The sequence below is a fragment of the Thiomicrorhabdus sp. Milos-T2 genome (assembly GCF_000702325.1).
Classification (GTDB): Bacteria; Pseudomonadota; Gammaproteobacteria; order Thiomicrospirales; family Thiomicrospiraceae; genus Thiomicrorhabdus.
Genome location: NZ_KL370891.1, coordinates 1,464,000 through 1,479,316, shown reverse-complemented (window position 1 = coordinate 1,479,316; position 15,317 = coordinate 1,464,000). Strand labels below are relative to the sequence as shown.

At 38.5% G+C, this 15,317-nt stretch carries 15 protein-coding genes; 13 read left to right on the top strand and 2 right to left on the bottom strand.

Annotated elements, in window-relative coordinates:
* Window positions 1–8: 8 nt before the first annotated feature.
* The 6 genes from ribD (at window position 9) to thiL (ending at window position 5,702) form a co-directional block, all read left to right on the top strand.
* Window positions 9–1,163, top strand: a complete 1,155-nt coding sequence (gene ribD / locus BS34_RS0106740) for a bifunctional diaminohydroxyphosphoribosylaminopyrimidine deaminase/5-amino-6-(5-phosphoribosylamino)uracil reductase RibD (RefSeq protein ID WP_029407771.1) — start codon at window positions 9–11, stop codon at window positions 1,161–1,163.
* Window positions 1,164–1,175: 12 nt separating this feature from the next.
* The gene (locus tag BS34_RS0106735; RefSeq protein WP_029407770.1) at window positions 1,176–1,826 is read left to right on the top strand and encodes a riboflavin synthase; all 651 of its coding nucleotides are present in this window, start codon (window positions 1,176–1,178) and stop codon (window positions 1,824–1,826) included.
* A gap of 2 nt (window positions 1,827–1,828) precedes the next feature.
* Window positions 1,829–2,944, top strand: coding sequence for a bifunctional 3,4-dihydroxy-2-butanone-4-phosphate synthase/GTP cyclohydrolase II (gene ribBA, locus BS34_RS0106730; RefSeq protein WP_029407769.1), 1,116 nt, complete (start codon window positions 1,829–1,831; stop codon window positions 2,942–2,944).
* Window positions 2,945–3,340: 396 nt separating this feature from the next.
* Window positions 3,341–3,802 carry a 6,7-dimethyl-8-ribityllumazine synthase gene (gene ribE / locus BS34_RS0106725; protein ID WP_029407768.1) on the top strand — a complete coding sequence of 154 codons (462 nt, stop codon included), beginning with the start codon at window positions 3,341–3,343 and terminating at the stop codon, window positions 3,800–3,802.
* A complete protein-coding gene (gene nusB / locus BS34_RS0106720; protein WP_084151580.1) occupies window positions 3,802–4,281 on the top strand; it encodes a transcription antitermination factor NusB in 480 nt (159 codons plus the stop codon). Before ribE ends, nusB begins: the two co-directional genes overlap by 1 nt.
* A gap of 362 nt (window positions 4,282–4,643) precedes the next feature.
* Window positions 4,644–5,702: a thiamine-phosphate kinase gene (thiL, locus tag BS34_RS0106715; protein ID WP_233993159.1), complete on the top strand. Its 1,059-nt coding sequence runs from the start codon at window positions 4,644–4,646 to the stop codon at window positions 5,700–5,702.
* 91 nt (window positions 5,703–5,793) lie between these two features.
* Here the strand turns inward: thiL and BS34_RS0106710 are convergent, their stop codons facing one another.
* On the bottom strand, window positions 5,794–6,864 hold the full coding sequence (locus BS34_RS0106710; protein WP_029407765.1) for a 3-deoxy-7-phosphoheptulonate synthase: 1,071 nt from the start codon (window positions 6,862–6,864) through the stop codon (window positions 5,794–5,796).
* Between the two features lie 327 nt (window positions 6,865–7,191).
* On the opposite strand from BS34_RS0106710, the gene BS34_RS0106705 reads away from it, so the two are divergent.
* Window positions 7,192–7,485: a DUF3579 domain-containing protein gene (locus BS34_RS0106705; protein WP_029407764.1), complete on the top strand. Its 294-nt coding sequence runs from the start codon at window positions 7,192–7,194 to the stop codon at window positions 7,483–7,485.
* A gap of 534 nt (window positions 7,486–8,019) precedes the next feature.
* Here BS34_RS0106705 and BS34_RS0106700 read toward each other — a convergent pair.
* Entirely contained in the window at window positions 8,020–8,805 is a 786-nt protein-coding gene (locus BS34_RS0106700; RefSeq protein ID WP_029407763.1) for a prepilin peptidase, read from the bottom strand.
* A gap of 268 nt (window positions 8,806–9,073) precedes the next feature.
* Between BS34_RS0106700 and BS34_RS0106695 the strand changes: the two genes are divergently transcribed.
* The 6 genes from BS34_RS0106695 (at window position 9,074) to ruvB (ending at window position 15,241) form a co-directional block, all read left to right on the top strand.
* Window positions 9,074–9,775 carry a DUF502 domain-containing protein gene (locus BS34_RS0106695; protein WP_029407762.1) on the top strand — a complete coding sequence of 234 codons (702 nt, stop codon included), beginning with the start codon at window positions 9,074–9,076 and terminating at the stop codon, window positions 9,773–9,775.
* A 269-nt stretch (window positions 9,776–10,044) separates the two neighbouring features.
* Window positions 10,045–11,829 carry an aspartate--tRNA ligase gene (gene aspS, locus BS34_RS0106690; RefSeq protein WP_029407761.1) on the top strand — a complete coding sequence of 595 codons (1,785 nt, stop codon included), beginning with the start codon at window positions 10,045–10,047 and terminating at the stop codon, window positions 11,827–11,829.
* A 26-nt stretch (window positions 11,830–11,855) separates the two neighbouring features.
* Window positions 11,856–12,992 carry a quinolinate synthase NadA gene (nadA, locus tag BS34_RS0106685; RefSeq protein ID WP_084151579.1) on the top strand — a complete coding sequence of 379 codons (1,137 nt, stop codon included), beginning with the start codon at window positions 11,856–11,858 and terminating at the stop codon, window positions 12,990–12,992.
* Between the two features lie 82 nt (window positions 12,993–13,074).
* Entirely contained in the window at window positions 13,075–13,593 is a 519-nt protein-coding gene (gene ruvC, locus BS34_RS0106680) for a crossover junction endodeoxyribonuclease RuvC (protein WP_029407759.1), read from the top strand.
* A gap of 13 nt (window positions 13,594–13,606) precedes the next feature.
* A complete protein-coding gene (ruvA, locus tag BS34_RS0106675) occupies window positions 13,607–14,239 on the top strand; it encodes a Holliday junction branch migration protein RuvA (RefSeq protein WP_029407758.1) in 633 nt (210 codons plus the stop codon).
* Complete coding sequence (gene ruvB / locus BS34_RS0106670; RefSeq protein WP_029407757.1) at window positions 14,240–15,241, top strand: Holliday junction branch migration DNA helicase RuvB; 1,002 nt, start codon at window positions 14,240–14,242, stop codon at window positions 15,239–15,241.
* Window positions 15,242–15,317 lie beyond the last annotated feature (76 nt).

Sequence of the window (15,317 nt, the reverse complement as noted above, 5' to 3'; positions counted from 1 at the left end):
GAAAATAAATGTCATTAGTCTCTTCTGCCGATTTGCTTTATATGCAACAAGCTATTGATTTAGCAAAAAAGGGCTTGTACTCTACTAAGCCAAATCCAGCTGTGGGTTGTGTCTTAGTTAAAGACGGTGTTGTGGTTGGTGAAGGCTGGCACCAAAAAGCGGGGCAACCGCATGCAGAGCGAGTGGCTTTAGCGAATGCAGGCGATAAGGCGAAAGGCGCTACTGCTTATGTTACTTTAGAGCCGTGTTCACATTTTGGTAGAACGCCTCCTTGCGCAGATGGCTTAATTGAAGCGCAAGTCAGTAGGGTTGTGGTGGCAATGCAAGACCCTAACCCGATGGTTTCAGGGCAAGGTATAGAGCGTATTCGAAAAGCCGGTATTGAAGTTTTAGTGGGTGTTTTGGAAGCGGAAGCTAAACAAATCAATTTAGGATTTATTAGAAAGATGGAAAAACAGTTACCATTTGTAAGATTAAAAATGGCCAGTAGCTTAGATGGTCGTACCGCAATGGAAAATGGTGAAAGTTATTGGATAACTGGTGAAGAATCACGTTTAGAAGTTCACAGAATGAGAGCCCGTTGTGGTGCGCTCATTACTGGAATAGGAACGGTATTGGCAGATAATCCAAGTTTAACTGTACGTTTAACCGATAATGAATTAGCTAAGCTCAATTTAAATCAAGACAATTGTCACCCCATTCGTGTTGTGTTAGACCCCCATTTAAGCATGCCTTTAGATGCCAAAATGCTGAGTTTACCTGGTCGAACTATTTTAATGACTTCTCTTGAAACGGTAGAGCGTAGTTCAGAAATTGTAGATGCAATTCATGCTAAAGGTGTGGAAATAGTTGCGGTTTCTGCTGAAAATGATCGTTTAGATATTGAATCCATTTTGCGCTATTTAGCGGAAGCTGAGCAAATTAATGATGTGATGGTTGAATCCGGTGCTATTGTTGCTGGCGCATTCATTCTGTCAGGCCTGGTCAATGAAATACATTCTTTTATTGCACCTTCGCTAATGGGTAATATGGCTAAACCTATGTTTGTTTTACCGGGTTTAGAAACGATGGATGATAAAATTAATTTAAGTATTCAATCTATGGATCGTTTTGGTGAAGATGCTCGTATTATTTTGGTACCAAAGCAAACTACATTAATCTGAGGGATAACAATAATGTTTACAGGAATTATTCAAGCCGAAGGGGCAATATCAAACATTGAACCGCGCGATGGAGATTGGCGAGTTACTATTAAAGTGGGCAAACTTGACATGCATGATGTTCAAATTGGCGATAGTATTGCGGCAAATGGAATTTGCTTAACTGCGATTGAGGTTGGCGATAATTATTATGTAGCAGATGTTTCTGGAGAAACGCTCAATGTCACCAATGCAGGAAAGTGGTCATTAGGAACGCCTGTGAACTTAGAAAAAGCATTAACTTTGCAAGATAGATTAGGTGGGCACTTAGTCAGTGGACATGTTGATGGTGTTGGCCAGGTAAAGTCAATTTCACAAGATGCACGCTCTTGGCGTTATGAAGTAGAAGCTCCGCTTGAAATCGCTAAATATATTGCCGTAAAAGGCTCTATTTGCATTAATGGAATTAGTCTGACAGTGAATGAAGTAGATGATTGCGTTTTTGGGGTGAATATTGTGCCGCATACCCATCAAGAAACAACCATTAAGCACTTAGAGGTTGGTTCAAGTGTGAATTTAGAAGTTGATTTATTGGCGCGCTATTTAGAAAGAATGATGACCGCACCGCAGGCATCACAAACAGGTACAATAACCCAACAATTTTTAGCAGAAAACGGATTCAAATAACCATGCCATTAAATACAATAGAAGAACTTATAGAAGATTACAAACAAGGAAAAATGGTCATTCTTATGGATGATGAAGACCGTGAAAATGAAGGTGATCTTTTAGTTCCGGCAAGTACATGTAGTGCTGATGATATTAACTTTATGGCAAAATATGGCCGTGGTCTTATTTGTTTAACACTTACCAAAGAGCGTTGTAATCAACTGCACTTACCACTGATGGTCACAAACAATACTGATCAAAACGGCACCAATTTTACGGTTTCAATTGAAGCGGCTGAAGGGGTAACAACGGGGATTTCTGCCGCGGATAGAGCCATAACGGTGCAAACCGCAGTGGCGGAGAATGCTGGTCCTGCTGATATTGTAACGCCAGGTCATATTTTTCCGTTAATGGCTCAACCCGGTGGGGTTCTAACTCGTGCAGGGCATACTGAAGCGGGTTGTGATTTAGCTCGTTTATCGGGTTTAGAAGCAGCTTCTGTTATTGTTGAGATCATGAATGAAGATGGTTCAATGGCGCGTCGTGAAGACCTTGAAGGTTATGCGGCTGAGCATGGTTTAAAAATTGGAACGATTGCCGATTTAATTGAGTATCGTTTGCAAAATGAAAAAACGATAGAACGCGTTTCAGAATGTAAATTTCCAACTCAATTTGGTGATTTTAAACTGATTGGCTATCAAGATATCTTAGAACAGAAAGCACACTTTGCTTTGGTCTACGGTAATATTGATAGTGCGCAACCCACCGCTGTACGTGTTCATATGCTAGATACTTTGTGCGATGCATTTGGCTCACAACGCCAAGAGTGTGGTTGGTCTTTAGATAAAGCAATGGAGCAAGTCGCAGAAGAAGGTTGTGGAGCCATTGTTGTATTGCGTAAAAATGAAGAGGCGGCTGAACTATTAGACAAAATTCAGCAATATCAGATGAAAGATATGGGGGTTAAATCCCCCGAGAGAATCTCTGAAGATGACACTAAAACCTATGGTTTAGGAGCTCAAATCATTGCCGATTTAGGGATTAAAAAATTAAAGATTATCGGCTCTGCATGGCGCATGACAGCTTTAAGTGGTTTTGGTCTTGAAATTACCGAAGTTATTGAGAAAAAAGACTAAGAGATCTTTACGTAGGTCTTATCAATTTAAAAAAGGTTGTTTTAGGTTTTCCTGGTTGGAATGAGACCTTTGCACGAGAGTAGGCACGAGTAAAAATGGTTCTAGGTGCCCCTTGAGGGTAAAAATTCACCTGATTTTTGTTGTACCCCAAGGGCACTTCCGTTGGGCGACAACTTGCGAATAGCTAGCTATTCCCTGCGTTTTCCGCCGCAAACGAAGAACTCGACGCCCGAAGGGGTAAGTCGAGAATCAGGCAAATTTTTTACCCTCAAGGGTACTTACGCCTATTTTTCTTTCGCACCTATCTCGTGCAAAGGTCTCAGAATAAGTTTTTAAACCCGGTAATTTATGGCAAAATAACCGGCTAATACAAATAGAATTTAAGAGAAGTAGATTATGGAAATGATTCAAGGCAATTTAAATGCTGAAGGAATGAAGCTTGGCTTTGTGGTAACAAGATGGAATAGCTTTGTGGTTGACCACCTTGTAAAAGGTTCTATTGAAGTCGTAGAAAGACATGGTGGTTCTGCTGATAACATTACCCAAGTTATCGTTCCTGGCGCATTTGAAGTCCCTTTGGCTGTGGAAAAAATGGCCGCTTCTGGTAAGTACGATGCCATTGTTGCATTAGGTGCAGTGATTCAGGGTGGAACTCCTCATTTTGACTATGTTGCAGGTGAAGCAACTAAAGGCATTAGCAGTGTAATGTTGAAATACGGCGTACCGGTTGCTTTTGGTATTTTAACCGTAAACTCAATTGAACAAGCAATTGAGCGTTCTGGTACCAAAATGGGTAATAAAGGTGAAGAAGCTACGGTTTCTGCTATTGAAATGGTTAACGTGTTGAAGCAACTTTAATGAAAACAATCAAAGATATTCAACCAGGCCAGGGCGAAGAAGTCGCAGAACATGAAGGCCAAATTACTCCTAGAACTCAATCGCGTAGGGTTGCTCTGCAAGCACTTTATCAGTGGCAGATGACTAATGAAGAGATTCCAGAAATTATTAAACAGTTTAATGAAGATGGTTTATTGGAAGGGTTAGAATTTGATTTCTTTAAAGAAATTATTTCGTATGTCTCTCAAAATTCAGAAGCACTAGATGCTTTATATAGTGAACATTTAGACCGTTCTGTAGCACGCATTGACCCCGTTGAACGTGCGATTATGCGTATGGGTGTTTATGAGTTGCAGTCTAAAATCGAGATTCCGTACAAAGTGGTTATTAATGAAAGTGTTGAACTTGCTAAACGTTTTGGTGCTGAAGAGAGTCATAAATACGTAAATGGTATTTTAGACAAAGCGGCAAAAGAATTACGTGAAGCTGAGTTTGCCTAAAGTGTTTTAAATTTACTTGGTGATTTTTGGTAATTATTACACCAAGCGGATTATTTAAGCCCTGCTTTAAAGCAGGGCTTTTTTTATTTGTTAGAATCAACATCCTCCTATTAGATATGGGTTAAAAAATACGGGTATATGTATTTTATGATTGATTAAACAAACCTTTTAACCACGAAGACACGAAAGCACGAAGATTTCTAATATCTAATACCAACTTAAATTTAACGAATAACCAAACTAAACGTAATAAATTAATCGCTGTTAAACTTTACAAATACCGAGTTTATAGGCGTGACTTAAGATTGTAAGGTTATGATTTTTGAATCACTTTTATTTGTTTTTTCAACCTTCGTGCCTCTGTGTCTTCGTGGTTAATTTTTACAATACTGGATAATCAATCACAAAATACGGATACCCAAAAATACAAAGTTATGGCATCAGAATTCGAGTTAATAAAAGAATGTTTTCAACCTTTATCCAAAGGGTTGGCTTTAGATGAATTAGGGATTGGTGATGATGGTGCGGTTATGAATGTACCACCAAATCATCAACTTGTTGTCGTAACCGATACTTTAGTTAGTGGAGTGCATTTTCCTGAAGAGACCAGTGGGTTTGATATTGCTTGGAAAGCGGTGGCTGTTAACTTAAGTGATTTAGCAGCAATGGGGGCGAAACCTGGATTTTTCTCTTTAGCGTTGACTTTACCTAATAATGACCAGGCCTGGTTAAAGTCATTTTCAAAAGGCTTAAAAGCAATAAGTGAACGTTATACTATTCCGCTGATTGGTGGAGATACCACAAAAGGTCATTTAACCATTACGGTAACTGCGCAAGGATGGGTAGAACAAGGTAAGGCGGTATTGCGTTCCGGCGCTCAATTAGGTGACTTAATTTGTGTAACCAATACTATTGGAGATGGTGCATTAGGGTTAAAGGTGGCGCAAGATAATCTACCAGGCCTGGTTAAAAATGATTTAAATGATAGTGAAATAGATTTTTTATTACAGGCTTTAAATAGACCTACACCTCAGCTTGAATTGAGTTCGGTTTTATGTGATTACGCAACGAGTGCGATTGATATTTCTGATGGTTTATTGGCCGACATAGGGCATATTTTTGAGCATTCAACGTGCGGGTTAAATGCGGAGATTGAATTACAGAAAATTCCACTTTCTGAACCGGCCAAAAATTATATTGAAACTTCTCAGGATTGGTCAGCAATTTTAGCGGGGGGAGATGATTATCAGATTTGCTTTACTATAAAAGAAGCTAATTTAGTAGAGGTGCAGGAAAAAGCTAAAAAAGTAGGCGTTGCAGTGACGGAAATAGGTCGAGTGCTAAAAAGTGAAAACCTTGTTTTAATACATAATGGTGAAGAGTTTTCACAAAAAGGGTTAAAAGGTTATTTACACTTTTAAGTTGGGTTTTTGAATGTTTGATAAAAAAGGCTCAATACTTAAACTTAAGTATTGAGCCTTTTACTTGAAATCGCGATGTAGAAAGGTAAGTTTATTTTGCTTGATGATTTCTACGCGCTTTTACGCCATTCGAGAGGGTTTCTAAGACAGTTAAGCTATCATCCCAATCGATACAAGCATCGGTAATACTTTGACCATAGTTTAAGGGTTTTCCTGGTTCTACATCTTGACGACCGCCAACTAAATGACTTTCTACCATTGCTCCCATAATGTATGGAGAGCCATCGGCTAATTGTTCAGCAATAGAATCAGCAACAATTAACTGTCTTTCATGTTGTTTACTGCTATTTGCATGACTACAGTCAACCATCAGTTTATCTTCAACTTTAGCCGATTGTAATTGGTTAACGGCATCAGCCACAAAAGAAGCTTCATAGTTAGGGCCATCATTTCCACCGCGTAAAATAACATGACAATCTTCATTACCGTTAGTTTCAAAAATAGCGGATTGACCTTCTTTAGTCATGGACATAAAAATGTGAGGATTATTGGCTGCACGAATAGCATCAACGGCAATTTTAAAACTACCGTCGGTTCCATTTTTAAAACCAATTGGACAAGATAGGCCTGAAGCTAATTCACGGTGTCCTTGGCTTTCTGTGGTGCGTGCCCCAATGGCGCCCCAAGAGATAAGGTCAGCAATATATTGTGGAGAAATTAAATCTAAGAATTCAGTCGCTGCTGGAACACCCATGTCATTAACATCACGTAATAGCTCACGAGCCAAGCCTAAGCCTTTATTAATTTTAAAAGAGTCATTTAAATCTGGGTCATTAATCAAACCCTTCCAGCCTACAGTAGTTCTTGGTTTTTCAAAGTAAACACGCATAACAATGAGTAAGTCTTCTTTGTAAAGCTCAATTTGTTCTTTTAATTTTTTAGCGTACTCACGAGCCGCGCCAGTATCGTGAATTGAACAAGGCCCAATAACAACTAGAAGACGATCATCACGTCCAGCGAGAATATTGTGAATTTGTTGACGCGTATCATAAACCGTCTGAGCGGCATTTTCGCTTAGAGGGAGTTCGTTATGCAATTCACTGGGAGCACGCACCTCTGTGATGTTTTTGATGCGTAAGTCATCTGTTTGATACTGCGTCATTTTTAAACCTTAATCTTGAGTTTTGGGGTAAGTATTGCTGCTGCTTATGCAGCTAGTTGTAGGTTACTTTATAAGACGGAATATTATGCCATTTTATATAAGTGTTTGCTTTAGATTTACTTAATCAATTCACATAATTGCAAATAATTGATTCCGCTTGATTAAGTTTTAAGCGTTTTTTAAAATCTTAATCACCAGGCCTGGTATAAGTTATTGATTGAAATAAGGTATTTAAAAAGAGCTAAAAAACTCTTTTTTGAAATGAAAGAAAAGTGATTATTGTGGTAAAATTCGAGGGATAAAAATTCTGGATATGGACTAGTTAAAGTGCACCAATGTAAATATATTATTCAAGGCGTTACCGAAGATGGGCGCAAATTTAGACCAAGTGATTGGATTGACCGTATTTCATCTATGGGTGCAACCTATGAGATGCAGCGTTTAGTGTATTCAGACATGCTTCATCCTGAGCTTTATGATGGGCAGAAGTGCTTGATTATTGATATGGCTTTGGAAGAGAAAAATCCGGGTATGTTTCAATATGTAATGAATTTTGTCAAAAGTAATAAGTTACAAATGACTGCTATTTGTGATTTGGTTGAGTCTAAGATAGGGCAGTAATGCAGTATTATTAGCTTAAAAGTAAGTTAATAGAATTGAGTTTTTGGGTGGAAATGTTAAAACCTTAAAATGTTAAAATTATAAGTAAAAAACTTTAAGTAAAAACTAGAAACTTAACCTGATTATGGGTTAACGAAAAAAAGCGCCATCGGCGCTTTTTTTGTATTTAAGTTTTAATCTGAAGTTTATGATTTTGCTACAGTTTTGTTTATAAGATTGGGTATATGTATTTTATGATTGATTAAACAAACCTTTTAACCACGAAGACAGGAAAGCACGAAGATTTCTAATATCTAATACCAACTTAAATTTAACGAATAAGCAAACTAAATGTAATAAATTAATCGTTTTTAAACTTTATAAATTTTAAACTTTACAAATACGGAGCTTATAGGCATGACTTAAGATTTTTGGGCTAAGATTTTCGAATCACTTTTATTTGTTTTTTTAACCTTCGTGCCTCTGTGTCTTCGTGGTTAATTTTTACAATACTGGATAATCAATCATAAAATACGGATACCCAAAAGATTTTTCTTAAAATATATTAGGACCTAAGAATAAAGTTGCCCAGCCAGCAATGGCTAGAAATGGACCAAATGCCATAGGGGTATCTCGCCCACGCGTTTTTAAAATCATTCCTATAATGCCAATTAAAATGCTGGTTACGGCTGCTATTAATATAATTTGTGGCAAAGCAATGAAGCCAAACCAAGCACCTAAAGCCGCTAAAAGCTTAAAATCACCATAGCCCATACCTTCTTTACCCGTTAACATTTTAAAGGCATGAAAAACAATCCAAAGCAGTAAATAGCCAATTGCGGCTCCCCAAATCGCATCAACGGGTGATGCAAATAAGGTTTGTGTATTAAAGAGTAGTCCTAGCCAAAGCAGTGGCAGACTTAAATTGTCTAAAATGAGTTGATGTTCAAAATCAATCACAAAAATAGCAATTAATATCCAACTAAATAAAGTAGCGGCAATCCCTTCAGGTGTGAGTCCAAATTGCCACATACAGGCAATCGTAAGTAAAGCCGTTGACGTTTCGATTATGGGGTAGCGTGGTGAAATTTTTGCCTGACAATTGTGACATTTTCCTTTTGTGGATAGCCAGCTAAAAAGTGGAATAAGTCTATACCAAGGTAGGTTGGCATGACATTTAGGGCATTTTGAACCGCCTAAACTGATCTCTTTAAATTGGGCTTCTTCCTCAAGCATCATAATGCGTGGTAGTCGCCAGGTTAGCATCGATAAAAAGCTACCTATTACTAAGCCTAAAATCCCGCTAAATATTAGAAGTTGTGTCGAGGAAAGCTCTGTCATTTTATTTGCTCTTAAATGTGTTTTTAAAGGAGATAAGTTTCAATGTTCTTCGATTTATTGATGATTGTAAACCATGGCTATACAGTTTGTGCATTTTCGTTCTTATCTTGTATAAAGGTCTTTAATTAACCTGAGTTTTGGCTGTTTTTTAAAAGGGTTAAAATAATTGTGAAAAGCTATCCTTAAAGTGTAAATCTGTTGTTAAAAGTGTTGTGATTTACTTTATAATACGTTGTTTTCTTATTGTTAATTCTTTAGGTCGTGTTAAGTGTCTTTTTTTAAGCGTTACTTGATTGCCGGTTTGTTAGTTTGGTTGCCATTAGGTGTGACCATTGCCGTCATTAGGTTTTTGGTCGATTTTTTCGATCAAACATTGTTACTAATACCTCATGATTATCGACCTGAAGTACTACTAGGCTTTAATATTCCTGGGTTAGGGGTGGTTTTATCCTTTTTGCTTATATTAATAACGGGGATTTTCGTTGCTAATTTATTGGGCAGTAAACTTATAGAATTATGGGAAGCATTCTTATCAAGAATCCCTTTGGTTCGTTCAATATACAATGCGGTAAAACAAATTGCTGAGGCAGTTTTGGGTTCTGGTGATCAAACCTTTGAAAAAGCTTATTTAATTGAATACCCAAGAAAAGGGTTGTGGACACTGGCTTTTCAAACGAGTTCACATCAAGCTGAAGCTCAGAAAAAGACGGGGATTAATGATGTGGTGAATTTATTTGTACCTACTACGCCTAACCCAACCTCTGGTTTTTTTATTATGGCAAACCGTCATGAAATTGTTGAGCTGGAAATGAGTGTTGATGATGCTTTAAAAATGGTGATTTCAGGTGGGGTTGTTGTTCCTGGTATGAAGAAACGTAAAAACGCTAAATCAGAAGAATTAGAAGAATTAGAAAATCAGCAAAATTCTCAAAGTGTTAAGCCAGTTTCACCTCCGCTGAGTGAGAAATAATTTTTGGCTAAGTTTGCTAATCGATATAGCGAACTAGATTGTCTAGCTAGAATTAAAAGAAAGATTAAAACAAATATATTTTAGAGGTTGTGTATTTTACAACCAAAGGAGTCTTTTGAACGAGCGTATCGTTGAATAAAAATGGTTAAAAATCACCTAGTTTTTACTCATTTTTCTTTTACACCTACCTCGTGCAAAGGTCTCAAAGTAATAACAACTGCTTGGTTTTTTAAAATTAAGCTGTTAATTCATTAAAGGTATTAAAGAGTATGCGTACGCAGTATTGTGGGCAAGTTACAGAATCATTCATTGACCAAACCGTAACCGTAGCAGGTTGGGTGCATCGTCGCCGTGACCATGGTGGGGTTATCTTTATCGATTTGCGTGACCGTGAAGGTTTGGTGCAAGTGGTTGTAAACCCAGATACCGCAGAAATATTTGCCAAAGCAGAACGTCTTCGTGCAGAGTGCGTTTTACAAATTACCGGTAAGGTTATTCCAAGAACGGAAGGTACGATTAACCCAAATATGGCTACGGGTAAAATTGAAGTTGTGGCTTCAGAACTTAATGTATTAAGTATGGCTGAACCTATTCCTTTTCAGTTAGATGATAAGAATGTAGGTGAAGAAACACGCCTTAAATACCGTTACATTGATTTACGTCGTGACGAGATGCAAGAAACTCTAATGCTGAGATATAAAGTGACACGTTCTATGCGACGTTACCTAGACGATAACCACTTTATGGATATTGAAACGCCTATCTTAACCAAATCAACACCTGAAGGTGCTCGTGATTATTTAGTGCCAAGTCGTACTCATCAAAATAAATTCTTTGCGTTACCGCAGTCTCCACAGTTGTTTAAACAGTTATTAATGATGTCTGGTTTTGATCGTTATTATCAAATTACCCGTTGTTTCCGCGATGAAGATTTACGTGCTGACCGTCAACCAGAGTTTACGCAGTTAGATATTGAGACTTCTTTTATGGAAGAAGCAGCGGTTATGAATGTTATGGAAGGTCTGACTAAAACCATTTTTAAAGAAACGATTGGTCATGAATTTGATGGCGACTTCCCTCGTATGCCTTATTCAGAAGCGATTGAAAAGTATGGTATTGATTGTCCAGATTTGCGTATTGATATGCAGTTGGTTGATGTCGCTGATTTATTGCAAGATATTGAGTTTAAGGTTTTTGCAGCACCTGCTAAAGATCCAAAAGGTCGAGTTGCAGCGCTAAAAGTACCTGGTGCGGGTTCAATGAGCCGTAAAGATATTGATGCCTATACTAAGTTTGTAAGCATCTATGGAGCAAAAGGTTTAGCTTATATTAAGGTTAACGATCTTTCTGCAGGCATTGAAGGTCTACAATCTCCAATTGTTAAGTTCTTCCCTGATCAAGTCATGGAAATTATGAAGCGTGTTCATGCTCAAGACGGCGATATTGTGTTCTTTGGTGCAGATAAAGCCCGTATTGTGAACGATGCTTTAGGGGCTTTACGCGTTAAAATTGGTGAAGACTTAGGTATGCTTAATGGTAAATTTAAGCCGGTATGGGTTGTAGACTTCCCAATGTTTGAAGAAGATGAAGAGGCAGCTCGAATGACTGCGATTCACCACCCATTCACACAGCCTAAAGCGACAACTGAAGAAATATTAAATCATGACGCTCCAGAGCAAATGTTGTCTAAAGCTTATGACCTTGTTATTAATGGTTTAGAAGTGGGTGGCGGTTCAGTTCGTATTCACGATACAAATATGCAAGCAGCGGTATTTAAATTATTGGGTATTTCGGATGAAGAAGCACAAGAGAAATTTGGTTTCTTATTAAACGCGCTTAAATACGGTTGTCCTCCTCATGCGGGTATGGCATTTGGTTTAGATCGTTTAGTCATGATTTTAGGTAATATTGATTCCATTCGTGATGTTATCGCATTCCCTAAAACACAATCTGCTGCTTGCTTATTAACTGAAGCACCAGGCCTGGTAGATAATGCTCAATTGGAAGATTTAGCATTACGCTTCAGAAAACCTGTACGTGGTGAAGCAAGTTAACACTAAGCTTATGCGAAGAGTTTAAAATGTCACAGATTGAACAGCAAATTGAAGAGCAAATTTTAGCGGAAAATACGCAACAAAACTTACTGATTAAAGCGTCGGAAATTCCTATTCAACTTGGATCACGTATTCAAAAGTTAGCGAATGAAGCTTCTACTCAGCCTTGGTTGAGTGCTCAGCAAAAAGCCGATTTAAAAGCTGAAATTAAGCAACTGTTAACACAAAATAATGCAAAATTAATTGCCCATTATTATGTAGATGATGAGTTGCAAGCTTTAGCCGAAGAGACTGGCGGTACTGTTGCCGACTCTTTAGAAATGGCCAACTTTGGTGCTCAATCTGATGCGGATATGTTGGTGGTTTGTGGGGTTCGCTTTATGGGTGAAACCGCTAAAATGCTAAGCCCTGAAAAAACCGTACTTATGCCTGATTTAGAGGCAACGTGTTCATTAGATGTGGGTTGTCCAGCGGATGAATTTGCAAATTTTTGTGCTCAATATCCTGATCACACCGTAGTGGTTTACGCCAACACCAGTGCTGAAGTTAAGGCCATTGCGGATTGGGTTGTCACTTCAGGTAATGCTTTACAGATTGTTTCTCATCTTAAAGAACAGGGTAAAAAAATCATTTGGGCACCGGATAGACATCTAGGTGACTGGATTGAAAAGCAAACCGGTATTGAAATGATTCGTTGGCAAGGGCACTGTATTGTGCACGATGAGTTTAAAACCTTTGAGTTAGAAGCGTTAAAGCAAAAATATCCACAAGCTAGAGTTTTAGTACATCCTGAATCGCCTTCAGAAGTGGTTGATTTAGCCGATGTGGTTGGTTCAACTAAAGTGCTGTTAAATGCAGTTGAAACCATGCCTGATGACGAGTTTATTGTGGCAACTGACTATGGTATTTTTTATAAAATGCAGCAGGTCGCACCCAATAAAAGTCTTTACATTGCTCCAACAGGGAGTAAGGCTCAAGCTTGTAATAGTTGCGCTCACTGCCCTTGGATGGCAATGAATGGTTTGCAAAATTTACGTGACTGCTTAAAAAATAAAACCGGAGAAGTTCAGGTTCCTGAATCAATACGACAAAAAGCGCTGATTTCATTACAAAGAATGCTCGATTTTTCTAGAAAAGCAGGCCTGGTAAAATCAGCAAATTAAACGTAATACGATAGAGCGGGTCTTTTAGCCCGCTTTTTTATGGCTTGTATAAAACTACCAGGCCTGGTCAGAGGTAAATTGTTTGGCAAAATTAAAACGTATTTTGGGTATTGACCCGGGTTCACGTAAAACCGGTTTTGGTATCGTTGAATCTGGCCGCTATTCAGCCACTTATTTAGTTAGCGGTGTTATTCGTGTAGAGAAATTTTCTGGCGCGCAACGTTTAAAAAATATCTTTGAATCTATTTGCCAGATTATCGACCAATATCAACCCGATGTGATGGCGGTTGAAAAAGTATTTGTTTATAAAAATCCTAAATCTGCGATTACTTTAGGGCAGGCTCGTGGCGTAATATTATGTGCGGCTGCGATTAAAGGTGTGGATATTATGGAATATACACCGACACAAATAAAAAGCACGATTGTTGGTAAAGGCCACGCAGGCAAAGATCAAGTGCAGTATATGGTTCAAAATTTATTAAAGTTAACGGATACTCCTCAAGAAGATGCGGCAGATGCCTTAGCTTGTGCATTATGTCATGACCGTTATATGTCTTTAGGGATTGATGCAGAATTGCTTTCAAAAGGCACAAAATTTTAGGAGAGTATAAGTTGTGATCGGCTTTTTACGAGGAAACTTAGTTCAGAAAACACCGCCCATGCTCTTGTTGGATGTTAATGGGGTGGGTTATGAAATTGAAGCGCCCATGTCGACTTTTTATCAATTAGAGTCTGTGGATGAGCAAGTGACGATATTAACGCATATGCATGTTCGTGAAGATGCGATGTTGTTATTTGGTTTTGCTACAGAATCTGAAAGAGTGTTGTTTAAGACGTTAATTAAAGTTAATGGCGTGGGGGCAAAAATGGCCTTAGGTATTTTGTCAGCCATGTCGGTTAACGAATTTTGTAGTTATGTAGATAACGGTGATATTTCAGCGTTAACTCGTATACCTGGAGTGGGTAAAAAAACAGCAGAGCGTTTACAGATTGAGATGCGTGATCGACTTAAGCCGATTGTGGAATCTGGTTTACTAAATTATCAACCTGTAGCTGACGCCTCTTCGTCACAAAAATCAATCCCTACGGCTGGGTTTGCTAGCTCAATACAACAGTCAGCTTGTGAAGCACTCGTTGCATTAGGATACAAAAATAACCAGGCAGAAAAAATGGTTGCAGGGGCCTTCGAAGAGGGGTTAACATTAGAAGCCATTATTAAACGAGCCTTACAAGGAATTAAACTTTAGATGATTGAAACAGACCGTATTATCGGCAGTCAAGAGACAGAAGATGACATCTATAGTATTCCTACTGTTCGTCCACAGCAAATAACCGAATATATTGGTCAAACCGCTGTGCGAGAGCAATTGCAGTTATCAATGGATGCCGCTAAAATGCGTGGTGAGTCTTTAGATCACGTATTGCTTTACGGCCCACCGGGCTTGGGTAAAACCACTTTGTCCAATATCATTGCTCAAGAAATGGGTGTGACTTTGCGCCAAACTTCTGGGCCAGTCATTGAAAAACCCGGGGATTTAGCTGCGATATTAACGCGTTTAGAACCGCATGATGTTTTGTTTGTGGATGAGATTCATCGTTTAAGTCCTATTGTTGAAGAAGTTCTATACCCGGCAATGGAAGACTTTCAAATTGATATTGTGATTGGTGAAGGCCCTGCAGCACAAAGTGTCAAAATAGATATTCCTCCATTTACTTTAGTTGGGGCGACAACTCGAGCAGGTTTACTAACTTCTCCGTTACGAGATCGTTTTGGTTTAGTGCAACGTTTAGAGTTTTATAGTGATGATGAATTGACTCAAATCGTTACTCGTTCGGCTTCTATTTTAGGAATGCACTCTGAAGCTGAAGGGGCTCAAGAGATTGCGAGACGCTCAAGAGGCACTCCGCGTATTGCAAACCGATTACTTCGCAGAGTTAGAGACTATGCTCAAGTGAAAGGCGATGGCATTATCACGCAATCTATTGCGGATTTGGGGTTAAATCTTTTAGAGGTTGACTCTCTTGGCTTAGATAAAATGGATAGACGTTTTTTAGAAACGATTATTCATAAGTTTGAAGGTGGGCCTGTTGGCATTGACAGTATGGCGACCGCTTTGGGTGAAGAGCGTGGCACAATTGAAGATGTGATTGAACCTTTTTTGGTTCAACAAGGTTTTTTGGTAAGAACTTCACGCGGACGTATGGCGACTTCGCACGCCTATAGACATCTTAACTTTGAAGAGTCATAGAGAGAATTCTGAAAATAGATAGCTTAAGTTTTAGATAGCTTAAATTAAAGTACTAAAACCAAGCATAATAAATAAT